Here is a 22,637-nt window from a genome sequence, read left to right as displayed (position 1 = left end):
CTCCTCACGGCAGTTGCGCGACGAGCGCCTTCGAATTCGACACCGTGCCGAAGACGCCGCCCTGCATCTTGATCATCTTGATCGCCGCCAGATGGTTGCCGTAGTCGGTCGCCCCGCAGCAGTCCTCCAGCATCATGCATTCATAGCCGCGGTCATTGGCCTCGCGCATGGTGGTGTGCACGCAGACATCGGTGGTGATGCCGGTCAGCACGATGTTCTCGATGCCGCGCTGGTTGAGGATCAGCTCCAGGTCGGTGGCGCAGAACGAGCCCTTGCCGGGCTTGTCGATGATCGGCTCGCCCTCGATCGGATAGAGGTCGGGGATGATGTCCCATCCCGGCTCGCCGCGCACCAGGATGCGCCCGCACGGGCCGGGATCACCGATGCCGGCATTGATGCGGCGCGAGCGCCAGCGCTTGTTGGCCGGCAGGTCGGCGAGATCGGGCCGATGCCCCTCGCGCGTGTGGATGATGGTGTAGCCCTTGGCCCGCATCGCCGACAGCACCGCCTTGATCGGCTCGATCGGCGCCCGGACCAGTGAGAGGTCGTAGCCCATATGGTCGACATAGCCGCCCGGCCCGCAGAAATCGGTCTGCATGTCGATGATGATCAGCGCCGTGTTGTCGGGTCGCAGGTCGCCATTATAGGGCCACGGATAGGGCTCGGCATCGATCGTGTGCTGGGTGAATTCGGCTCTGGCGTTCATAGGCAAAACTCCAGTCATTTGGTGCCAGTCATTTGGTGATCGACAATTCGCCCGGCGCGCCGGCAAGCGAGCGTGTCGGCGACGAGGTGGCGATCATGATGATGAGGGTGAGGATGTAGGGTGCGGCGTAGAACAGGTAGTAGCCTTGCGTGACGCCGACCGATTGCAGCGCCGGTCCGAGCGCGCCCGCCCCGCCGAACAGCAGCGCGGCGGCAAAGCAGCCGAGCGGGTTCCAGCGCGCGAAGATGACCAGCGCCACCGCCATCAGGCCCTGCCCCGAAGAAATGCGCTCGGTCCAGCTGCCGGGATAATAGAGCGACAGATAGGCGCCGCCGATGCCGGCGAGCGCGCCGCCGACGCCGGTGGCGGCGAGCCGCACCGTGTCGGGGTTGAGACCCATGGCGCGTGCCGCGTCCGAACTGTCGCCGACGACGCGCACAATGAGACCTGCGCGCGTGTTGCGGAACGCCCACCACAGGATGACCGACAGCACCGCCCCGATCAGGAACAGCACGTTGACGTCGAGTGCCGCCTGCACCTGCGGAATGTCGGACCAGCCGCCGAAGGGAATGGCCGGCAGATTGGGCGCCTTCGGCTTGATGAACGGCTTACCGAAGAAGAAGGCGAGCCCCGAGCCGAACAGCATCAGCGCGATGCCGATGGCGATGTCGTTCACCTTGGGGAATTTGCAGATCCAGCCGTGGAACAGGCCGAAGCACAGGCCGGCGAAGGCCGCGGCGAGCAGGCCGATCCAGGGCGAGTTGGTCATCACCGCGACCGCATAGGCGGTCATGGCGCCGAAGACGAGCGTGCCTTCGAGCCCCAGATTGATCCCGGCCGGACCGCTCGGTGATCGCCTCGCCCAGCGAGACGAAGATGAACGGCGTCGACACGCGGATGGCGCCGCCCAGAATGGCCAGCGGCACGCCCCAGAGGCCGATTTCGGTGGCGTCCATCAGGCAGTCCCCTTCAAGAGATCGGGCCTCTTCCACAGATCGGGATTGAAGGCCTTGAAGCGGCCGTAAAAGGTTTCGCTGAACAGGATGACGATGAAGATCATGCCTTGCAGCACCAGCACGGTGGCGTCGGGCAGGTCGAGGCGGCGCTGGATCAGCCCGCCCGAGGCGTCGATGCCGCCAAGCAGGATGGCGACCGGGATGATGGCCAGCGGATTGTGGCGGGCCAGGAAGGCGACGAGGATGCCGGTATAGCCATAGCCGGCGGCGAGCGAGGCATTGGCGCTGCCCTGCACGGCGGCGACCTCCAGCATGCCGGCAAGCCCGGCGAAGCCACCGGCCAGCGCCGTGAAGCCGACGATCAGCGGCCCGACGGCCAACCCTTGAACCTGCGCTGCCCGCACATTGCCACCGGCGATGCGGGCGGCAAAACCCCAGCGGGTCTTTTCGATGAGCACCCAGGACAGGACGCAGGCGACGACGCCGACGACCAGCCCCCAATGCACGTCCATGCCCGGTATGTTGCCGATACGGTAGATCTCCGCCAGCGGCTGCGTCGACGGCTTGTTGAGCGAGGCCGGGTCGCGCAGCGGCCCTTCGACCAGCTGGTTCATCAGCGCTATGGCGATGTAGGCCATCAGCAGGCTGGAGATGGTTTCGTTGACAGCCCGGTAGTGGCGCAGCGCGCCGACGGCACCGATCCAGATGCCGCCGGCGGCCAGGCCCGCCACGCCCATGGCAAGAATGACGATTGGGGAAGGCGCGCCGCTCAGCGTCACGCCGATGGCAGCGGCGGCAACACCGCCGAGCACGATGGCGCCCTCGCCGCCGATGACGACGAGGCCAAGCCGCGCCGGCAGCGCCACGCACAGCGCCGCCAGAAGCAGCGGTGCGGCCCGCGACAGCGAGTTCTGGATGGAGAACCAGGAGCCGAAACCGCCGCGCCACATGGTTTCATAGAGCAGGACCGGCGACTTGCCGACGAGCGCAATGAACAGGCTGAACAGCGCCATGCCGACGACGAGTGCCGCCAGCGGAATGACGAAAGCCTCCGCCCGCCGCGCGATCCATTCCAGCGCCGCCGGATAGAACCTGGCGCCGAAGAGTGCCGGCACGCCGGCTTCTGTCACCGTATCCGTCATCGCCCCACTCCCCTCAGATCAGGCGGTCGAGCCGACGACGCCCTCGACGAGATAATCCATGCTTTCGAGCTCGATGGCGGTCTCGACGAAGGCCTGGCCCGCGGTGGCGACGACGGCACCCTTGTTGCTCTTCAGCGGCCCCTTGATGACGGAGAAGCCACCCTTCATCATTTCAGCCAGCGTGGCGTCGAACTGCTTGCGCGCCGGCTCGCCGACGGCGGGGCCGAGCGGGCTCATCTTGACGAAGCCGTCGGCCAGGCCGCCGCGGGTGAAGTTGGGCAGCGGCGTGCCGGCGACGAGGTCGTCGACGAACATCTTGTAGACCTTGGCCCAGTTCCACTCGGCGCCGGTCAGGTATTTTTCCGGCGCCAGCGGGCTCTGGTTGGCGTGATAGCCGCAGACGAAGGCGCCGCGGCCGGCCGCGGTCTCGACCACCACCTTCGGGCTGTCGACATGGCAGGTGATGACGTCGGCGCCCTGGTCGACCAGCGCGTTGGTGGCTTCCGCTTCCTTGACCGCCAGCGACCATTCGCCGGTGAAGATGACCTGGCAGGTGATGGCCGGATCGACCGAGCGCGCGCCGAGCAGGAAGGAATTGATGTTGAGCAGCACCTGCGGGATCGGCTTGGCGGCGACGAAGCCGAGTTTCTTGGTCTTCGAGGTGTGGCCGGCAACGACACCGTTCAGATACTGGCCCATGCCGATATAGCCGAAATAGGAGCCGGCATTCATCGGATGCTTGGCCTTGTCCCACATGCCGCCGCAGTGGCGGAACTGCACGTCGGGGAATTTCGCGCACATCGCCAGCATGTGCGGGTCGAAATAGCCGAACGAGGTCGGGAAGATCAGCGAGGCGCCGTCGAGATTGATCATCGATTCCATCGTCTTCTGGACATCGACCGTTTCCGGCACGTTCTCCTCCTCGACGACGGTAATGCCCTCGATGCCCTTCAGTGTCGCCGCCCCCTCGGCATGCGCCTGGTTGTAGCCATAGTCGTCCTTCGGCCCGACATAGATGAAGCCGACTGTGGCGGTGGCGGCAAAGGCCCGCGAGATGGGAAGGGCCGCCGAGGCAAGCCCGAATGCCGCCCCGGCGGCGGAGGTCTTGAGCAACTGGCGGCGGCTAAGCATGAATCTGTCGGTCATCTGAATGCTCCCCTGTAGGACCCTTTCCGGGTCGGTTAACGCCTTCTCAAGAAAGTGCATGCAATCGCCATGCCAGTTCAAATTTATAAATTTATCCAATAAAATCAATGACAGTTGCAACACGCCATGCACAAGCGAGAGGCAATTGCATGCACTTTTTGCCTTGAAAACAGCCAATTTGACATGCAGATTAAAACATAGGCATAGAGGGTGCGACCTGAGTCGGGATCGCGCCGTCTGGCCGCTGGATTTCATGGCTTGGGACGCCGGAGCACGGGAGGCGAAGCGGATTTGTCGGCAAAGCGCGGGTTGATCCGGTCGGGCACGACCGTCGATCAGATGGTGCGGGCGATCGGCGACCGCATCGTCACCGGCGTGCTGCGTCCGGGCGAAAAACTCGACGAGGTTTCGCTGGCCGCCCGCTTCGAGGTGTCACGCACGCCGGTGCGCGAGGCGCTCGGCCAGCTCAGCGCCATGGGCCTCGTCGAAAGGCGACCCAACAGGGGCGCCATCGTCGCCGTCGTTACCCAGGAGCATCTCACCTCGATGTTCGAGAGCATGGCCGAGCTGGAAGGCATATGCGCGCGCTTCTGCGCCGAGCGCATGACCGGCAGCGAGCGCCGCGCGCTCGAGACCGAGCACCAGGCCTCGGCGCGGCTGGTGCGGCTGGGCGCCGAGGAAGACTATGAATATTTCAACACCGAGTTCCACAGCCGGCTCTATCGCGGCGCCCACAGCACCCACATCCAGGAGCTGACGGCGACGACGCGCAGCCGGCTGGCCCCCTTCCGCCGCGCCCAGTTCAGGCTGGCCGGACGCCTGGCCAAATCCTGGCAGGAGCATGATGCCATCGTCACCGCGATCCTGCGTGGCGACGGCGCCGCCGCAGGCAAGGCCGCGCGCGACCACGTCTCCATCGTCAGCGAGGCAAGCGCCGTCTTTGCTGTCGGCGACCAGCCGAAGGCCGCCACCATGCGCCGGTGACGTCAGGCTGAGGGTCCAGCCAGCTTCAATGGCATCGGGGACATGGCCAAGCCGTGTCGCACAACCGGTGCGACAAGCCCCCTCACCAAAACCCGACCAGCGATCTAAGCATCGCAACCGGGCCAACCGCCTCGCGGCACATCTCGCGAAAGCCGGCCCGTCCCGTTGCATCGAGCACATCGTCGTCGATGGCGCGCAGGATGGTGCTCGCATTGCGCCAGCCGATCCTGGCCAGCGCCGAGGCCAGCTCGGCGCGCGCCGGATCAAACGCGGCGCGCTCATCCATCATGCCCGCAACCTGGTCGAGATCATTGCTCGCGTCGAGCGTGTGCCGCGGGATCTCCACCACGCTACGGACGTCGAAAGGCCTGGCAAAGCCGAGGAAATCAGAGATCAGATACAGCGACGTGGCCGCCGATGAGACGAGCTGCTCATAGCACATGAAATGCACCGGGGCGCCGGCGCTGCGAAGCGCATCCATGGCGAAATAGAACTGGTTCCAGTAATCGGCTGGCGACCGGAACCTGTATTCCATTCGCCTTGCTCCGGTAAAATCCTGCCTGACCTCGAACGGGTTGCTGAGAAACGAGCCGAGATTTCCGTTCGGCTTGAAGATCGTGTCGTTCCTGGCAAGGCGATACCACGACAGAATCTGACTGACGGGATCCTTGCTCATGACGACAATGGGCAAGCCGCCATGGTCGATCTCGCGCCCGCTCATCAACGCGGGGAAGACCCCGTGTTTCCAGAACCCCTGATCGAAGACGACCGGGATTTCGAGGTAGCGTTCAATAAGGTGCTTCGCCAGGTTGGTGCCGGATCGCGGCGTCCCCATCACCCGGACGGCAATATTGCCGGGCCGCTCCCGCGCCCCGCCGAGCGTCGACATATCCACAATGGTTCCCATCACGCCCTGCGAAAAACTGGTTGTTCGGCCGCCAACGGGCCAGGCCCCCTGGCCTGCCCGGCCACCACCCGGTTCGGCCCATAAATCCTCGGCGCTAGATCATCTGAAGCGATGCCTGCGACAGGGTCGACGGCCGCGGCGTGGTCGGCTTCTGCGGCGTGGTCGATTGCCGCCACGTGGTCGACTATGGTGGCGAAAAACGCGCGCTCACGGATCGGGCGGTATCGTGTCGCGATGATGTGGCGCAATTCCGCCAGCCAGACCGGATCCGTGCAGGCCTTGGCGACCGCGGCGCACCAGCCTTCAACGTCGCGCGCGGGGATGGTCGGCATCAGCCCTTGCGTCGCCTCCGTCAGCGACGGCGCGTCCGAAATCAGCACCGGAAGCCCGAAATCGAGGCACTCGGCGGCACCCAGGCCCCAGCCTTCGACCGCGGAAGGATAGACGCTGAATTCGGCATCCCGGTAGAGTTCCGCAAGCTCCCGGTCGCTGAGATTGGAGCGGAACTCGACATGCTCAGCAAGCTCCGGATGCTGCGCCATGAAGGCAGTGAGTTCCTCATACATCCAGCCCCATCGACCGCACAGGACAAGCGTCGGCAGCCGGTCTCCCAGCAGCGGCAAAAGCCGGTGCCAGACCTTGAGCAGCAGGATGTGGTTTTTCCGGATCTCGATCGTCGAGCAGTAGAGGACGAATTTGCGGTTCCGGTTTTGCCGTTCGACCGACATCTCCGGGTCGGTGACGCTTTCCCTCAGGAAAGCGCCAGGCGATGCAACCGCGACCTCAGGAATCTGGCGCAGGCCGGAGGCCTTCGCATGGCATTTCACCCTGTCGGCGGTGTATCTCGACACGCAGACGAGCAGCTGCGCATTTTCCAGCTGCCATGCCGTGTTGCGGACAAAACCGCGCGCGTGATGCGGACCGACGAATTGCGGGAAGTCGATCGGAATGAGGTCGTGCATCAGGGTGAAGATGCCGCTTTTGGCCTTTCTCGTGAGCTTCTTGGCGGCGAACTCGTGCACGCTTGCGCTGGACAGAAAGCAGATGGCGTTTTCGTCTTTCAGCGGATCTCCGGTGTCGAGCCTGCTTGGGCGGAGCGCCGACTTCACGATCTTAAAAAGCCGAATGGCCGTCTTGGACAGCTGAAACTTGAGCCCGCGCCTCTTCTCCGAACCCGAGAGGAAGATCGCCGCCACGCGATCGAACTCGCGCCCACAGGCAAAGGGCGCCTCCCGCATGATCGCCAGCACTTTCCACAGCCGCGTCAGATAGGAGCTGCCCTCGCCGCCAATCGGCTGCGGCAGATCACCGTCGACGAGCCGCTTCAGATACCGAAGCTCGGTTTCATCGAGCCTCTGACCCTGCCCCCACGCGTCGACGATGAAGAAGCCGACCGGCGATCCCTTCCAACGAAGCGCCTGGCGAATGAGCGCTGTTTCGACGCGCGGGATACCGACTGGTGGATGCGGCCCCCAGCGAAACGGCAGGGAGGCATCAATATACAGTTTTTTCAATGATTTACCTTCGAGGTTGCTTCACCGAAATCAATCAATCCGGAGGCAACAAAATCCGTGGCGGTCAAAGCCGCATCCTTTCGGATTGTTTGCCTTTGTTCCGAGGCCCGAGGGTTGCAAATGATCGTCCTCAGGTGTTGATTTCTTCTACGTGGGAAATTTACCCACGTCAAGCACACAGAGTTGACTTGTGGGTAATTTTCCCACATATTGACTATCAGCGACTGTGAGAGGAAGGAAACCGAGACATTCCATAGGATTCAGCGGACCGTCCGCCCCCCGCATGGTCCGCGGAAAGCAGCCGTACCCAAAAAAGCTCATACCCCTACCCAACGAGCCCCGTACGGCTGCGCCGGCCGGTTCCGTCTATCGCAAAGGACGGACCGGCCGGATTATTGCTTCCGCACAGGAAGTGCGAGGGACTTCCCCCCATCCGAAGATGCGCAAAGCTATAGGAAATGGAGGCGCTCAGCGTTTCGTGAAGCGATGAACCGCTCCAATTCCACTGCGCAATAACGGCCAGCCGTTGGCGCTGCCCCTCACCTGCCTGCCGGCATCCTCTCCCCATATAGTGACGGGGAGAGTGACGCTGTCATCGGCGGCTTCGCCAATCTCCAGTGTTGCAAAAAAGGCGCCGCCGTTGCGGCCAGCCCCTCTCTCCCGTCACTATACGGGGAGAGATGTCCGGGAGGACAGTGAGGGGCAGCGCCAACCGGTGAAGACTGCCGCGTTCCGCCGAGAGAAATCATGTTGGACTAAGGCCCGCCTGGGCCACCGGGGCCCCCAGGTCCACCAGGCCCTCCCGGGCCGCCTGGCCCATTCGGTCCGCCGGGTCCACCCGGAGTACCTGGCCCATTCAGCCCGCCGGGAGGCTGACCGGGCAGACCCGGTGGGTTCGGCCCAGGTTGGTTCGGCGACGGTCCGCCGGCACCGCGACCACGCGACGCCGACACGATATTGCCCTCGCGATCAAACCCGACCTCGATAAACGCCCTGACGGCACCAGTCGATTTCACGTCGCCATTCTGATTGTCGACGGCGACGCCAAGACCCGATTCCAGCAATTGCCCGCGGCGCTGCAGAAACGTCTCGTAGAGAACATCCGCGACATTGGCCTGCGGAACCGGCGCTTCCGCTTCCAGATGCACCACTCTGTATCCGCCCGTGGCCTTCGAGAGGGTCAGCTGAACGCGCCGATTTGCCAGCGGCGACGAACCGGCTCCGATCTTGAGCTGCCCGACCAGCAACGCGCCCGACCGCACCATCGCCAGGCCGCGAAGCAGATAGGTCTGCTCATCCGGCCTCGCCTCCACCAGGCTGGCGACGATTTTCCCGTCGGGCCGGCGAATGCCGTGAACCGCAACGATATCGCCCACCCCGACCTTCAATCCCTCCGCAAGCTGGCTGATGTCGACCTGCTGTCCCAGCACCCGCATCGATTTGGCTGTTTTGTGCTCCACCGGCCCCACCACCTCGCTGGTGACATGGATGGCTGAGGTCACGATGCGATCGGCCTTTTGCACCACCGCGACGCGCACGACATGCCCGATCTTCAGGCTGTTCGGGGCGACGCGGACGTCGTCGATCCAGACCGGCACGTCAGGCTGGTACTGAACCCGCACACCGTTGACGAAAATGCTGCCGAAGCGCTGGATCGTTCCGACGATGCCGGTGCCGCCGATGCCCTGGTCGCCGTCGGTCCCGGCCGTCCAGCCGGTGCCGCCAATGCCCTGGTCTTTCGACGGTTCGGTCGCCCGCGCAAGCAGACTGAAAAACACCGCCGGCACGGCGGCTGCGAGCGTCAGGAAACCCCGTCTCGTCGGCCTCCCGCTCATGCCGTCTCTCCGCCGGCATCCTTGTTCTCGGGCGTTTCTTCGGCAACGAGCGACGTGCCGTCGGAGGTGAGGATATAGACACCCCAGTTCCACCGGCTGGTCCCGCCCGGATCGCTTTGAATGGCCTGGTTTGCGTATTTGTTCAGGCGCAGCAGCGTCTCCACCGCGATCTCGCGGCTGTAGGCCTCGAGCGACCTGGCCAGCTCTTCCGACAGCCCGTCATAGTGGACGGCGCGCTCGAGGAAGGGCGGCGCGTCGGCCAGGACGTTCTGGACCGAGGCGGCCGCATGATCCCCGAGATTGCGGGCAAAATAGTAGAGCCGGACCTCGCCGTCGCCGCGCGGCACCATTGCCCCTTCCATCAGCACGATCCGGTCCTTGCCGTCGATTTCGACCAGCTTTCGGTCGAGCCAGTCGTCGAGAACTGCTCGCGGCCGCAGGTCGCGGGTTACCGATTCCACCAGGCCGGCAAAGGATGGCTCTCCCGCCTCACTCGTTCGCGCCAGCGGCAACGGCACGCCCTTGGCGTCGACGAACTGCGGATCGGCAAGCCAGCGCGCGACGATGGCGCTGGTCCTGGAAACGGAATCGGGCACCACCCGCACCGGAGCGCCCGCCCCTCTCAGCCGGCTGACTTCCTTCCTGTGCACGCCCGTCAGCAGGCTGACCCTGGAGTCGGTCTGCTGCTTGTCCGGCAGCGCGAATTCATGCTCGGCCACATTGACGTAGAGCTGGCGCAGCAGATCGACGAAGGCCGGAAAGGTCACGCCGCACTTGATGGCCAACCGCACCAAAGGGCGAAGGACCCGGTTCAACGCGTTCTGGACCCCTGCGGCATCCAGATATTGTCCCCCCGATTTGCTCATCGTCGTCCTTCACTTGCCAATCGTGAAATCGGTCATCCATCCCTCGGAAATTCCTGACGAAAATAGCTCGTGGGAAATGCTTCCACAAGGGCGCCGGCCAAAGAAGCGACATCGACGGTCCTTCTGTCACGTCAGTCCAGTTACCCGCACTCTGGCGGGGAACAACGCTTCGACTTGGCCGAAATCATCCAGGGACGAGTTTCACACCAGTTGACACGTGTGAAATTTTCCCACAAATATGATCCGACAGATGCATCAGCCAGCCCATGCTCGTCAAGGAGAAACCTTTTGAAGAAGCCTTATGTCAGACCAACCATAGTCCGGGCCGGAGGAATTTTCGAAGAAACGCCGATTGAAGTTACGGACGGCGCCAGCACGTACGCCGGAAACGGAAAGACTATCGATCCGGTTATTTCGATAACCGCCGACATTGTCTCATCCTATGTCTCGAACAACCCCATTCCCGCCGCCGAGCTTCCTGACTTCATCGGCAAAATACACGCGTCGATCCGCAATATTTCGGATGGTGTTGCCGATGGCGGCCCCGACGAGATCAGATATGCCGTCCCCGTCAAAAAATCCGTGACGCCCGATTTCATCATCTGCCTGGAGGACGGCAAGCGCTTCAAATCGCTGAAGCGGCATATCGAGACGAACTATGGCCTGACGCCGGACCAGTATCGCAAGAAGTGGAACCTGCCTTCCAACTACCCGATGGTGGCGCCAAACTATTCCGCGACGCGCTCGAAACTCGCCAAATCCATGGGGTTGGGCCGCAAATCAAAATAGCCGGCCGGAAGCGGCGGCCCCCTCACAGCGCCAGGCTCCCCTGCTCCGCCTCCTCGGCATTGGGGTCGCCGGGCGCCGTGGCCCAGGCGAGCTCGACCAGCGTCACGGTGCGTTTTCCCGTGCCGTCGAGCTGGCAGACGATCAGGCCTTGCTCCTCGATATAGGTCAGGAGACGCCGCGCACGGCGCAGCGAGTGCGAGCCATAGGCGCGGGCGATCGCGGCGTCGCTCGGGCACGGCCAGCCCTCCTTCGCCGCCCGCGCGATCATCATGAACACGCCCTGCATATCGTCGGGCAGCAGCGAGGCGCGGACGGAAACGTCGCGCCACGCGTCGTCCTGCGTCGTCTCGGAGCCAAGGCCGGCGCGGGCGCGCGTCAGCATGCGGCGGAACTCGGCGAGGTCCGGCACCACCGAGGCGAGGCCCTCGATGCGGCAGCGCACCACGAATTCCTGGTAGAGCACGCCGATCACGCGAAAACCCGCATCGGGCTGCGCCAGAATAGCGCGCAGCACGCGGTCGACCCGCTCGCGCCGCTCCGCCAGATCCTCGGCGCTGATTTGCGGCTCCGCCGGTTCGGGGCGGATTTCCAGCGCCGCCGATTTCGCCGCCATCAGCTGGTCCAGCAGGTCCGGCGACGCCGCCCGGCGCGGCGCGCGCATCGTCTCGGGCGGCGGTGCCGCCAGGATGATGGCGCGGGCGTCCTCAAGGGCTGATTCCGGCATTGCCATCAGCCGCGGCGTGCCGTTGCGCGGGCTTGTATCGGTCGGGCCGATGCGCAGTCCGAGCGGCCGCCGCGACAGCGCCGGCCCCAGCGCCATGAACTGGCCGCGCTCCAGGTCGCGAAACGCTTCCGCCTGGCGGCGCTCCATGCCCAAGAGATCGGCGGCGCGCGCCATGTCGATGTCGAGGAAGGTGCGGCCCATGAGGAAATTGGAGGCTTCCGCCGCGACATTCTTGGCAAGCTTGGCCAGCCGCTGCGTGGCGATGATGCCGGCGAGTCCCCGCTTGCGGCCGCGGCACATCAGATTGGTCATGGCGCCGAGCGAGAGCTTGCGCGCTTCGTCCGAAACCTCGCCGGCCACAGCCGGCGCGAACAGCTGCGCCTCGTCCACCACCACCAGCATCGGATACCAATGGTCGCGGGCAACCTCGAACAGCCCGCCGAGGAAGGCAGCAGCCCGCCGCATCTGGTTTTCGGCGTCGAGCCCTTCGAGGTTGAGCACGGTGGAAACGCGGTGGATGCGTGCGCGCTCGCCGGCCGCCTGCAGGCCACGCTCGGTGTGCTCCTCGGCATCGATCACCAGATGGCCGTAACGCTCGCCGAGCGAGACGAAGTCGCCTTCGGGGTCGATGATGGTCTGTTGCACCCAGGGCGCGCTCTGTTCCAGGAGCCGCCGCAAGAGATGCGACTTGCCGGAGCCCGAATTACCCTGCACCAGAAGGCGGGTCGCCAGCAGCTCCTCGAGATCGAGGTTCGCTGGGGCGCCCGCCGTGGTGTGTCCCATCTCGATCGCAACGGTCATGTCTCGACTCAAAAAGGTCTCCTGCGCGGCATGGGGCTTACCAACCCGGGCGCGGCCCGTCGAGCACCGATGGCCAACCAGCGGGTGTTGCGCACAGTTGTGAGCGAGGGTGAAGCGCCGGCAAGAGCGGCCGCGCCGCCCGGCGCCTGTGGATAGTAACCACCTGTTCACCATAGGCCGGCGTTGCGATTGCAGAGGCCGGCCATCCGTTTAGCCTGAGCTTGCATCGCGCCCCAACGAGATGCACCCCAACGCCCCAAATGGCGGCCGGCGCCTTCAAGTTTCCTTTGTGTATGCGCCGGTCGTCAGTTTTTCCCCAACGCTCTCAGCTTACGCGCCTTGCTGCGGCACCGGCGGCAAATGCGGCGCATCCAGCCCCGCGAAAGGGTCGCGCCAGGCGTCGATGGCTTCGAGCCGGCGATACCAGCTGATGAGCGCGGGATAGTCCTCGAGCGGCAGGCCGGCGACTTCGTTGAAGGGCAGGAACGTCGCCATGCGGAAATCGGCATAGGAGACCCGATCTCCGACCAGCCATTGCCGGTTGCCAAGCGCTGCCTCCAGGATTGCCGCCGTCGAGTGAAACAGCTTCAGCCCCTCCTCGACCAGTTGATGATCGATTGGACCCAAATGATAGCGCTGCTTGGTGCCACGCTCGAAATGCACCATGTCGCAGGCCCGCACGAAATTCTCCTTGCCCCAGCTCAGCCAGCGGATCATGTCGGGCTCGTCATCACCGGTGCGCCAGAAATCGGAACGCGCCGCGCGCGACAGCCGGCAGGCAATGGCGTCCGCCTCCCACAGGCTGCCGTCGGGCCATGCGAGGATGGGAATGGAGAGGTTGGGATTGAGCGGCCGGAATCGCTCCGCTTGCCCCGGCGCAAAAGGCGACGCGAATTCGAAAGTCACCTGCGCCTCGAGGTGACGCGCCACCGCGACCGCCAGGCGCGGATTGGGATTGCGGCTGAAGTACAGTTTCACTTCGCTTCCAGCCGGCATCGGCTCGACCCTGTCACGCATAAATGCCTCTCCTTGTCCTGGCGAACACATCGCCAGACCTAGGACGGAGGTGGCCGATCTAATCCGACAAAGTGTGGGTTGACCACCATCGATGGCGAGGCGACACTTCATCTCGCACCAAGGCAGGAGGATTTGCGATGGACGAGCCCGAACGGTGGCGCCACATGTCGACGGCGCCCAAGGACGGCAGCCGGATCCTGGTCACGGTCCGTCCCTCCGAACAGGGACCGGCGGAAGTCGACCTCGCCTACTGGGCGCGCGGCGACCAGTTCGCCGGTGAAGGCTGGCGGGCGTCGGATTCCTCGCCCGGCCGCGTCGTCGAATATGCCGAGCCGGAGCTTAAATGCTGGATGCCCCTGCCCTCGGCCAATCTCAGCCGCGGCGGCTCGATGCCGGCGCCGTGGGAGGGCGACGACGCGCAGCAGCTCGACGGGTCGGGGATTTAGCAAAAAGGGCGCAGCTGCCGATCTCCCCCCTCGTGGGGGTTGAGGAGTGGTCCGCATAGCGGACAGAAAGCCAATTGCTTGGCTATCTGAACGACGAACGTCCGGCAGGACAGAAGTCCAGCTTGGGTTCCTCGCCCCACGAAGTGGGGAGAGGTGGCTGGCGAAGCCGAGACGGAGAGGGGAATGGCGCTGACCTGTGCTGGAATGCTCCGGCATGAGCGCCTGCGCCCTACGAAGGCCCCCTCTCCGACCGCTTCGCGGCCACCTCTCCCCCGCTTCGCGGGGGCGAGGAACCCAGATCCTGATATGCCGGCGGGACAGCGCCCCCCTCGTCCTGCCGGACATCTCCCCCACTTGGGGGGAGATTGGCAGCTTCGCCGCCGGCTCCTTCAGGTCTAACCCTCAAAACAAAAACGACGCCGTGGCCGGGTTCGGGCCGTCGCGTCCATCAGCCGAATCCATGCCGGCGATCGTCTTCAGGTCCTGCGCGTCTAGCTCGAAATCGAAGACATCGAAATTGGCTGATATGCGATCCTGGCGGACCGATTTCGGGATGACGATCAGCCCTTGCTGCAGGTGCCAGCGGATGATCGCCTGCGCCGCCGACTTGCCGTGCTTACCGGCAATGCCCGCGATGATCGGGTCGCTGAGCAGCCGGCCGCTGCCCAGCGGGCTCCAGCTTTCGGTGTGGATGTTGTGGCGGGCGTGAAATTCCCTGAGCGCGCGCTGCTGGAAACGCGGATGCAGTTCGATTTGGTTGGCCACCGGAACCACGCCGGTCTCGCCGATGATGCGCTCCAGGTGATCCCTGTTGAAATTCGACACGCCGATCGACTTGATGCGGCCCGCCTGCTTGAGCTCGATGAGGGTCTTCCAGGCCTCGACATATCTGTCCCGGCTGGGCACCGGCCAGTGGATCAGGAATAGGTCGATCTGCTCGACGCCGAGTTTCTCCATCGTCTCGTCGAAAGCGCGCAAGGCCTTATCACGCTGGTGGGCGCCGTTGCGCAGCTTCGAGGTGATGAACAGTTCGTTTCTCGGCACCTCTGCGGCGCGGATCGCTTCGCCGACGCCCTCCTCGTTCTGATAACCTTCGGCCGTGTCGATCAGCCGGTAGCCGGCCTTGATCGCCCAGCCCACCACATCAGCCGTGATGCCATGATCGACCTGCCACACGCCAAGGCCAAGCTGGGGAATGGTGGCGCCGTCGTTCAGCGTGATCCGTGCGGGCATGATCGGGTCCTTTGCGAAGAGATGTCCGGGCGGTCGCCCAACGCAGCCTATCTAGGCACGCGTTGGGACTACGGCCAGTCGCCGGTGGACAAATTCACAGCCCCGATGTCTGCGTCAGGGGAACCGGCTCATTTCGGCCGGCGCACCGCCCGCACCACCCCGGTGGATGTGCTGCCGCAGTAGAGGCGGTCGCCGCCATCGGATTCCAGTCCCGAGACGGTCATGCCGGCCGGCATGTCGAGCCGTTCCAGGAGCTTGCCGGTCTTGGGGTCGACACGACGCAGATCGCTCTCGTCGCCTTCCCAGGTGCCGTGCCACAGCTCGCCGTCCACCCAGGTCACTCCGGTGACGAAACGGCTGGATTCGATGCTGCGCAGGATTTTCCCGGTCTCGGGATCGATCTGGTGGATCTTGCGCTCGCGGTACTGCCCCACCCAGAGCGTGCCTTCGGCCCAGGTCAGCCCGGAATCGCGGCCGCGACCGGGCGCCGGGATGGTGGAGAGCACCGCACCAGTATCGGGGTCGATCTTCTGGATGCGGTCATCGGCGAGCTGGTAGAAATACCGGCCGTCAAAGGCGGTGCCGGCATGCGCGGCGACATCGATCGAACGCAGTGGCTGTCCGCTTTGCGGATCGAAGGCATTCAGCCTGTCGCCCGAGGCAAACCAGACGTTCTCGCCGTCAAAGCTCACCCCATGTATCCGCTCCACGCCGGGAAAGGGTCCGTATTCGCGCAGGATTTCGGCCGGTGAATGTTTCATGTCTTGATCCTCAATAGTGGTCGTCCACCCTTCCTAACTACTTGGCAGCGGCGCCGGGAGTAACAAGGTGGTCGTGAATCCTGCCACAGGCGGCGTCATCCAGCGGCGCGCCCTTCCATGGCCGAAAGACTGCACCTTTCCGGCCTCGGCAAGCGGCTCGAGCGCCCGCTGCACGCTGCGCTGGCCGGTTGCGAGCGCCAGCGCCAGCGCCGAGCTCGACCAGGCCTCACCGTCGGCCAGCAAGGCGAGCACCGCCGCGTGGCGCTCCTCGATCGGCCGCGCCAGCACCATCACCGCGCGCGCCTGGCGCGGCGCCAGCGTGAAGCCGCGCTTGGTGGCGCTGATGTCGGCCAGCGCGGCAAGCTCGGCGCGCAGCCGGCCGATCTCGACGCGCAGGCGGGCGCGGTGCGATTCATCGGCATGCTTGCCGCCAAAGGCCCGCGCCACGAGCTCCTCGCGCGAGACATCGCCGGGCCACGCTTCAGCGAGCGCCCGCGCCAGCGCGAACAGCACCGGCCGGCTCGCCAGCGAGACGGTTCTGTCCCCGGCGCGCACGGCGTAGCGAAAAGCATCGACGACGAGCGCCGGCGACGCCTGCAACGCCTCGACCTCTTCGAGCAGCAGCGGCCGTTCAGCACCTTGCGTGATCAGCCGCGCCGCCGGCGTTTCCAGCGCGAGCGATGCGGTGGCGACCTCGGCCATGAGGCCGGGAATGCCGGCCTGGCGGGCGGCGTTGCGTGCCCATTCCAGTGCCGCCCGCGCCGGACGGGTCCTGAGCCGCCGCATGGCGATGCCGGCGACGGCAAGCTCATGCGCGGCCCGCGCGGCCGGCGGCAGCGGCGTCGGGTCGAGCCCGGCCAGCACATGCTCGGCCTCGTCGAGCCGGCCGATCAACAGCAGGCGCCGCACCTTGAGGTGGCCGGCATGTGCCGCGTTCAGCCGGTCGCCATGCTTTTCCAACGTCGTGCGCGCCGCGTCGAGCGCCTTGGCCGGCCAGCCGAGGTCCCGCGAGACCAGCGCGATCTCGGCCTCGGCGACGACGCATCTGGCGCGCGCGACGGCCTCCTTTGGGCTGAAGGCGCGCGCCGCCCGCCGCAACAACAGCTTGGCGCGGTCGAAATCGCCGAGCTGCGCCATGGCGATGCCGCGCAGCGCCAGCGCCGGCGCATCCTCACGCAAGGCAACGCGGTCGAGCGCGCCGAGCGGATCGCCCGCCGCCAGCGCCAGTGCTGCCGCGGTGATCAGCGAGTCCATTCAAATCCCGTCACACTTGTAACTCCCACCCCAACACCGCCCTAACTTAAATCACCACTGCCGGCCAGCAAGCCGCATCGAGCCAAGGGAGACCTAGCCATGTGGCTGAGGCACCACCGGCACGATTGACGTCAATTCCGGCACTCGCTAGCCTGAGCATCTCAGGTATCACTAGTAAGCATCTCATTAGAGGTAGTTGAAAATGCCTGCAACCGACAATCTCGAACACACCGCACGGCCCCGCCACCCCTGCTGCGCCGGGCCGGAGGATTCAAATCCCGTCGCAGATGTAACTCACCCCACCCCGCTTCACCGCTCTAGCCTGGATCCCCAGGTGGCCCGCGACGGCACCACTGGCAAAGGAGAAGACCAATGACCAAGCACATGACAATGCAGACCCCGCCGATCGTTTCCAGGCAGGAATGGGACGCCGCGCGCGAAAAGATGCTGGTGAAGGAGAAGGCGACGCTGCGCGCCAAGGATGCGCTCGCCGCCGAACGCCGGCGCATGCCGTGGATGGAAGTGGACAAGGCCTATGTGTTCGAAGGCCCCAACGGCAAGGCAAGCCTGCTCGACCTGTTCGAAGGCCGCCGCCAGCTGATCGTCTACCGCGCCTTCTTCGAGCCGGGCGTCTATGGCTGGCCCGATCATGCCTGCCGCGGCTGCTCGCTCGGCGCCGACCAGGTCGGCCACCTCGCTCATCTCAATGCCCGCAACACCACACTTGCCTACGCCTCGCGCGCACCGCAGGCCGACATTGCGCGGCTGAAGACGCGAATGGGCTGGGACATACCCTGGTACACAATCACCGACAGCTTCGACAAGGATTTCGGCGTCGACGAATGGCACGGGCACAACGTCTTCATCCATGACGGCGACCGCGTCTTCCGCACCTATTTCATCAACAGCCGCGGCGACGAGGCGATGGGCACGGTGTGGAGCTATCTCGACGCCACCCCGCTTGGCCGCCAGGAAATCTGGGAGGACTCGCCCGAAGGCTATCCCCAGACGCCGCTCTACAGCTGGTGGAACTGGCACGACAATTACGAAGCCGGCGCCGACAAGAAATGGGCCGAAGTGGCCGCCGCCGGCGAAGCCGCGTTCCGCGACAAGGGCGAGTAGCTGGGACTGACGAGAGCGAAGCCCCCTTGTGCCGCGTTGGTCGACCCCCACTCCGTCTCGGCTTCGCCGAGCCACCTGCCGGGGCGAGCCACGGGTCTCGCCCGTCCTTCGGACCCCCCGATCGACGGGGTAGAGGAAAGGCGCCAGGCTTTTTGCGGTCAACGCTCGTCCAGCAACGCTCCCTTCCTTTCCCTCCGGAGGGGGGAAAGGTGGCGCTGCGAAGCAGCGACGGATTGGGGGAACCACCTGCCAATCAAGCATGGCCCTGATCAGTCACGCCAATCACCCATAGCCTAGACGAAAGTGGGGCGAGGAACGCAGATTCTGACGGGCCGCAACCATTAAGGGATTAAGATTATGAGCGATATCCATTCTGGCACCGGTAGCGCAACCCCTGAAAACACAGCCGCCCTCGGCACAGTCGACTGGCTCTGCCTCGCCGCCGCCCCGACTTTCGCGGTGATGGCACTGCTCTCCTGCCTTCAGGGCAGTGACGCGGCTATGCTGTGCATGGGCGCCTCGCCGCTGACCGGCCCGTCTTTAACCGGGATGCCGGCCATGTATCTCTTGATGAGCGCCTTTCACCTGGCGCCTTGGCTGCGGGTGATCTCCGGCCGCCAGATCCGATAGCGCCTGTTCACCGCCGCAGCATCAAACATCCCCATATTTTGGAGAAGACAATGAAGCTCGTCAGGCTGAGAGCGCCGGGTGGCTTGGACAGGCTCGACCTGGTCGAGGAAGATCCGCCCCAGCCAGGGCCTGGCGACGTGATGGTCAGGATCCGCGCCTGCTCGCTGAACATGCGCGACGATTTCGCGGTGCAGGGCAAGACGCCGATGGCCGATGGCCGCGTGCCGCTGTCCGACGGCGCGGGCGAAGTGATCGCCGTCGGCAGCGGCGTCGATGCGCTCAAGCCCGGCGACAGCGTCGTCAGCACCTTCTATCCATGGTGGCTGGACGGCGACATGACGCCCGCCACAAGGCGCGACATTCCAGGCGACAGTTTTGACGGCTTCCCCAGCGAGTATGTCTGCATGCCCGCGCAGGCCTTCACCAAAGCTCCAGCGGGCTATACGCACGCGCAAGCCGCAGCGCTGACCTGCACCGGCGTCACAGCCTGGCGAGGCCTGGTCGTCTGCGGCAAGGTGAAGCCCGGCGATACGGTCCTGGTGCTCGGCACCGGCAGCGTGTCGCTGTTTGCGCTGCAATTCGCCAAGGCCGCCGGCGCCAGGGTTATCGCCACCTCGTCCGACGAGGAAAAACTGGAGCGGTTAAGCCGCCTCGGCGCCGACGCCGTCATCAACTACAATTCCGTGCCGGATTGGGGCCGCAAGGCCCGGGAGCTGACGGACGGACGCGGCGTCGATCACGTGATCGAGGTCGGCGGCCCCGCGACGCTGGCACAGTCGATAGCCGCCTGCCGCACAGGCGGTCACATCGCCCTGATCGGCGTGCTGACCGGCTTTGCCGCCGACGTCTCGATCCCGGCCGTGTTTTCGAACCAGATCCGCATCAGCGGCATTTCCATCGGCAGCCGGGCGGATCAAGAGGACATGATCCGCGCCATCGAGGTCAACGGCATAAAGCCCGTCATCGACCGCCGTTTCCCGCTGCGCGACATCGCCGCCGCCTTCACGCACTACGCAGCCCAGAAGCATTTTGGGAAAGTCTGCCTCGAGCTTTAGGAAGTCCATCAGCAACAGCTAATTGACAGCCCGCGGGAAACGGCGCTCATTGGCCCGTACAGGTGGATCGCAGCATAGGCGGGCGATATCAACCGCCGGCGTCACCTTGGGGAGGATGCCATGCCAACAGTCATCGGTCATCACAACATCACGAAAGACAGCAAGCACTGGTTGAGCTCACCCAAGCGCAAGGAGCTTTTCGGCTCGCTGGGGATCACCAACATCCGCACCTTCGTCGATCCGCAGAACCCGAAACGGGTGGCCGTGATGATGGACGTCCCTGACATGGATAAGATGGCAGCATTGATGCAGAGCAAGGCGGCCGCCGACGCGATGGCGCATGATGGCGTGGTGCCGGAATCGCTGGTGATCCTGGTCGAGGCGAAGGCGTAGCCGCGCCAGATCAGGCACTTCAGGTAGCGATATTGTTCACCGGCAGCAAGGGCTTGGGGAGGTCAGCTTCGCCAAGTCCGGCGCGCAGTTCGATCTCGATGTCACGGCAGATCTGCGAGATCGGAACGTCGTTGGCGTTGCCCTCGAACGGGTTGGCGCTGCTCTCGCCGACCTGGTCGAGCGACATGTAGGCCCAGCCCAGCAGCGTGCTGAACGGGATCGTCAGCCAGATGCCGATCGTGCCGAGCACGCCGCCAAGCTTGCCCATCTCCGCGAACACCGGGACGACGCCGAACGGCAACAGCGTACAGAAGATCATCACGAACATGGAACTGACGATGGCGTATTGGCGCGGATAGGGATTGTTCTTGATGCGGTCGCAGCGCGCCTGCTGATCATGGAAATCGCGGATCAGCTTCGTCAGTTCGACGTAAATCTGCGGGGGAAGCTTGGCGTCCTTGAACTGCGTGTTGACCTGGACCGATTGCATTTCGAGCAAGGCCAACGCCGGCTGCGGCGATTTCAGCACCTTGTCGGCCTGTTCCGCCAGCAGCGGCCGCAATTCGTCGGCGATCGAGCCCTTGTCCTCCCGGATATGGTAGCGCCGCCGGTATTCGATGTTGGCGGCCTTGCCCATGGATTCCCAAGGCATCGGCCGCCGCAGCGAAAAGCGCAGTGCCGTCATCCACGCGATGTGGCGGTAGATGAGTTGCCTGGCCGTCGACACGTCGAGGAAGTCGCGGCAGAAATTGGACCACACCCGGCTGCTGGCGGTGATTTGCGTGAAGGCCTGCAGCGCTTCGCCGCTGCGGGTGAACACCTGCGAATTCTTGAAGCCGGCGACCAGCGACACGGTGGTGCCGAGCACGAGCACGACCGACCATGGCACCGAGAACCCTGCAATGCCGGGAAGACGATAGGCCGCGACCGCCAGTCCGCTCACCACCACCATGTAAATGACGCTGCGCCGCGACCACAGCGCAAAATCAGTCACCTTGTAGGAACGGCCCACATACATCGCATCCCCTCGAAAACATGGATAACAGGCAAATCAAGCTATCTCGCTGTGACGCCTAGCATACCGCGCGCCTGGGATGAATGCCGTTCCCGATACAGTGGGCGCGGGATCTCTCCCGCGCCCAAGCTGCTACCTCAATTGCACTTCGGCTTGGCGCTGTTGCAGGCGTCGACCAGTTCGGCCGGCGGATCCTTGTGGAAGACGGTCTTGTAGGATTCCAGCACGTTGGACTGCACCACCGGCAGCGATTGCACGCCGACCCAGGCGGGCGTGGGTTGCCCGATCAGCGCCTTCATCATGGCCATCGCCTCGGCGACGCCCTGGTCATAGGGGCGCTGCGAACCGGTTGCCTTGAGCGGACCGCCCTTGGCGATCTCGATCGCCGACTGCAGGCCGAGATCGACCGTGGTGATCGGAATATCGATGCCTTGCGCGCGCATCGAGGACAGCGTGTCGAGCGCCGGCTGGTCCCACACCGCGTACAGGCCCTTCACATCGGGGTTGCCGGTGAGGAAGTCGCCGGCGATCTGCGACACTTTCGAGGGATCGGTGAAATCGACCTGCTTCATGACGATGTCGGGCCGGTTCTTCTTCATCCACTCGCTGACACCCTTGGTCCGCTCATTGGTGCTGAAATAGTCAACACCGAAATTCACCAGGCCGATCGTGCCGCCCTTGGGCATGCAGGACGCCAGGATCGTCGCCGCGATCTGGCCATTGCCCTGGCTGTCGGCCGAGATCATCGAGGCAAAATCCTTTGGCGATGAGAGGCCGACCGGAATGCTGTCCATGAACACCAGCTTGATGCCGGCCTCGCCCACCTTCTTGTAGGTCGGCGCCGTCGCGGTGAAATCGACGGGGATGGAAATGATGCCGTCGGGATGCTGCTGGATGGTGTTTTCGATATCGGCGATCTGCTTGTCGACCTGGTATTCGGCCGAGGCCACGCCGGTGACGGTGACGCCGTATTTGGCCAGCGTTTCGCTGATGCCCGCCACTTGCAGCTGCGACCAGTCGAGGTTCACCGTCTGCATGGAGATGCCGACCTTGAACTTGCCGGCCTTGACCTTGCCGGCTTCGTCGTCGGTCAATTTCAGCTCGTCGGGCGAGGCTGCCTTTTCGCCATGCGGGCCTTGCCCGACAATGCCCTTGGGGCCGAGCGTCGCGAGGTCGACGCCGGTCACGCAGGTATCGGGCGTTTGCGCAAAACCTGGGGATGTCGATAGCGCGAAGGCGCTGGCGGCGAGGCTCAATGTGCTGAACAGGATTCGTGCCGAGTGGTTCATGACTTTCCTCCGTTGATATTGATGTTTGTTTTGCCGTTTGGAGCCGGCGGTT

At 64.6% G+C, this 22,637-nt stretch carries 21 protein-coding genes and 1 pseudogene; 7 read left to right on the top strand and 15 right to left on the bottom strand.

Annotation, left to right across the window (positions count from 1 at the left end):
* Positions 1–4: 4 nt before the first annotated feature.
* From biuH to AC0V8S_RS15945, 4 genes and pseudogenes are all read right to left on the bottom strand, one after another.
* Entirely contained in the window at positions 5–706 is a 702-nt protein-coding gene (biuH, locus tag AC0V8S_RS15960; RefSeq protein ID WP_475438299.1) for a biuret amidohydrolase, read from the bottom strand.
* A 28-nt stretch (positions 707–734) separates the two neighbouring features.
* Positions 735–1,662: pseudogene (locus AC0V8S_RS15955) on the bottom strand (ABC transporter permease).
* Positions 1,662–2,804 carry an ABC transporter permease gene (locus AC0V8S_RS15950; RefSeq protein ID WP_183461397.1) on the bottom strand — a complete coding sequence of 381 codons (1,143 nt, stop codon included), beginning with the start codon at positions 2,802–2,804 and terminating at the stop codon, positions 1,662–1,664. The pseudogene AC0V8S_RS15955 and the gene AC0V8S_RS15950 overlap by 1 nt, the downstream one beginning before the upstream one ends.
* 18 nt (positions 2,805–2,822) lie before the next feature.
* Positions 2,823–3,950 (bottom strand): BMP family ABC transporter substrate-binding protein, encoded by a 1,128-nt coding sequence (locus AC0V8S_RS15945; RefSeq protein ID WP_183461399.1) that lies wholly within the window; start codon positions 3,948–3,950, stop codon positions 2,823–2,825.
* A gap of 339 nt (positions 3,951–4,289) precedes the next feature.
* Here AC0V8S_RS15945 and AC0V8S_RS15940 point away from each other — a divergent pair, with 339 nt between their 5' ends.
* A complete protein-coding gene (locus AC0V8S_RS15940; protein WP_244661956.1) occupies positions 4,290–4,934 on the top strand; it encodes a GntR family transcriptional regulator in 645 nt (214 codons plus the stop codon).
* A gap of 82 nt (positions 4,935–5,016) precedes the next feature.
* Here AC0V8S_RS15940 and AC0V8S_RS15935 read toward each other — a convergent pair whose 3' ends face one another.
* From AC0V8S_RS15935 to AC0V8S_RS15920, 4 genes are all read right to left on the bottom strand, one after another.
* Positions 5,017–5,823, bottom strand: a complete 807-nt coding sequence (locus AC0V8S_RS15935; protein ID WP_475438298.1) for a hypothetical protein — start codon at positions 5,821–5,823, stop codon at positions 5,017–5,019.
* A gap of 17 nt (positions 5,824–5,840) precedes the next feature.
* Positions 5,841–7,355 carry a glycosyltransferase gene (locus tag AC0V8S_RS15930; RefSeq protein ID WP_475438297.1) on the bottom strand — a complete coding sequence of 505 codons (1,515 nt, stop codon included), beginning with the start codon at positions 7,353–7,355 and terminating at the stop codon, positions 5,841–5,843.
* Positions 7,356–8,110: 755 nt separating this feature from the next.
* The gene (locus AC0V8S_RS15925) at positions 8,111–9,190 is read right to left on the bottom strand and encodes a DUF5666 domain-containing protein (RefSeq protein ID WP_475438296.1); all 1,080 of its coding nucleotides are present in this window, start codon (positions 9,188–9,190) and stop codon (positions 8,111–8,113) included.
* Positions 9,187–10,056 carry a DUF6502 family protein gene (locus AC0V8S_RS15920; RefSeq protein WP_475438295.1) on the bottom strand — a complete coding sequence of 290 codons (870 nt, stop codon included), beginning with the start codon at positions 10,054–10,056 and terminating at the stop codon, positions 9,187–9,189. The genes AC0V8S_RS15925 and AC0V8S_RS15920 overlap by 4 nt, the downstream gene beginning before the upstream one ends.
* 351 nt (positions 10,057–10,407) lie before the next feature.
* Between AC0V8S_RS15920 and AC0V8S_RS15915 the strand changes: the two genes are divergently transcribed.
* Positions 10,408–10,845: a Ros/MucR family transcriptional regulator gene (locus AC0V8S_RS15915; RefSeq protein ID WP_475438632.1), complete on the top strand. Its 438-nt coding sequence runs from the start codon at positions 10,408–10,410 to the stop codon at positions 10,843–10,845.
* 22 nt (positions 10,846–10,867) lie between these two features.
* Here the strand turns inward: AC0V8S_RS15915 and AC0V8S_RS15910 are convergent, their stop codons facing one another.
* Together AC0V8S_RS15910 and AC0V8S_RS15905 are read right to left on the bottom strand one after the other, a co-directional pair.
* Positions 10,868–12,370 (bottom strand): helicase HerA domain-containing protein, encoded by a 1,503-nt coding sequence (locus AC0V8S_RS15910; RefSeq protein WP_475438294.1) that lies wholly within the window; start codon positions 12,368–12,370, stop codon positions 10,868–10,870.
* 330 nt (positions 12,371–12,700) lie between these two features.
* Entirely contained in the window at positions 12,701–13,348 is a 648-nt protein-coding gene (locus AC0V8S_RS15905) for a glutathione S-transferase family protein (RefSeq protein WP_475438631.1), read from the bottom strand.
* Between the two features lie 176 nt (positions 13,349–13,524).
* On the opposite strand from AC0V8S_RS15905, the gene AC0V8S_RS15900 reads away from it, so the two are divergent.
* On the top strand, positions 13,525–13,833 hold the full coding sequence (locus AC0V8S_RS15900; protein WP_096448074.1) for a hypothetical protein: 309 nt from the start codon (positions 13,525–13,527) through the stop codon (positions 13,831–13,833).
* A gap of 402 nt (positions 13,834–14,235) precedes the next feature.
* Here the strand turns inward: AC0V8S_RS15900 and AC0V8S_RS15895 are convergent, their stop codons facing one another.
* From AC0V8S_RS15895 to AC0V8S_RS15885, 3 genes are all read right to left on the bottom strand, one after another.
* A complete protein-coding gene (locus tag AC0V8S_RS15895) occupies positions 14,236–15,066 on the bottom strand; it encodes an aldo/keto reductase (protein ID WP_475438293.1) in 831 nt (276 codons plus the stop codon).
* A 128-nt stretch (positions 15,067–15,194) separates the two neighbouring features.
* Positions 15,195–15,827 (bottom strand): Vgb family protein, encoded by a 633-nt coding sequence (locus AC0V8S_RS15890; protein ID WP_475438292.1) that lies wholly within the window; start codon positions 15,825–15,827, stop codon positions 15,195–15,197.
* Positions 15,828–15,860: 33 nt separating this feature from the next.
* Complete coding sequence (locus AC0V8S_RS15885) at positions 15,861–17,081, bottom strand: helix-turn-helix domain-containing protein (RefSeq protein WP_475438291.1); 1,221 nt, start codon at positions 17,079–17,081, stop codon at positions 15,861–15,863.
* A gap of 372 nt (positions 17,082–17,453) precedes the next feature.
* Here AC0V8S_RS15885 and AC0V8S_RS15880 point away from each other — a divergent pair, with 372 nt between their 5' ends.
* The 4 genes from AC0V8S_RS15880 to AC0V8S_RS15865 all read left to right on the top strand — a co-directional run bounded on the left by AC0V8S_RS15880 (position 17,454) and on the right by AC0V8S_RS15865 (position 20,281).
* Positions 17,454–18,203 (top strand): DUF899 domain-containing protein, encoded by a 750-nt coding sequence (locus AC0V8S_RS15880; protein ID WP_475438290.1) that lies wholly within the window; start codon positions 17,454–17,456, stop codon positions 18,201–18,203.
* A 357-nt stretch (positions 18,204–18,560) separates the two neighbouring features.
* Entirely contained in the window at positions 18,561–18,833 is a 273-nt protein-coding gene (locus tag AC0V8S_RS15875) for a hypothetical protein (protein ID WP_183461417.1), read from the top strand.
* 50 nt (positions 18,834–18,883) lie between these two features.
* On the top strand, positions 18,884–19,888 hold the full coding sequence (locus AC0V8S_RS15870; RefSeq protein WP_475438288.1) for a zinc-dependent alcohol dehydrogenase family protein: 1,005 nt from the start codon (positions 18,884–18,886) through the stop codon (positions 19,886–19,888).
* Positions 19,889–20,008: 120 nt separating this feature from the next.
* Complete coding sequence (locus tag AC0V8S_RS15865) at positions 20,009–20,281, top strand: hypothetical protein (protein ID WP_032930995.1); 273 nt, start codon at positions 20,009–20,011, stop codon at positions 20,279–20,281.
* A 19-nt stretch (positions 20,282–20,300) separates the two neighbouring features.
* Here the strand turns inward: AC0V8S_RS15865 and AC0V8S_RS15860 are convergent, their stop codons facing one another.
* Both AC0V8S_RS15860 and AC0V8S_RS15855 read right to left on the bottom strand, forming a co-directional pair.
* Positions 20,301–21,299, bottom strand: a complete 999-nt coding sequence (locus AC0V8S_RS15860) for a bestrophin family protein (protein ID WP_475438287.1) — start codon at positions 21,297–21,299, stop codon at positions 20,301–20,303.
* A gap of 134 nt (positions 21,300–21,433) precedes the next feature.
* Complete coding sequence (locus tag AC0V8S_RS15855) at positions 21,434–22,585, bottom strand: substrate-binding domain-containing protein (RefSeq protein ID WP_475438630.1); 1,152 nt, start codon at positions 22,583–22,585, stop codon at positions 21,434–21,436.
* Positions 22,586–22,637 lie beyond the last annotated feature (52 nt).

It is taken from the genome of Mesorhizobium oxytropidicola (assembly GCF_056174625.1).
This window is presented reverse-complemented; position numbering and strand designations above follow the sequence as displayed.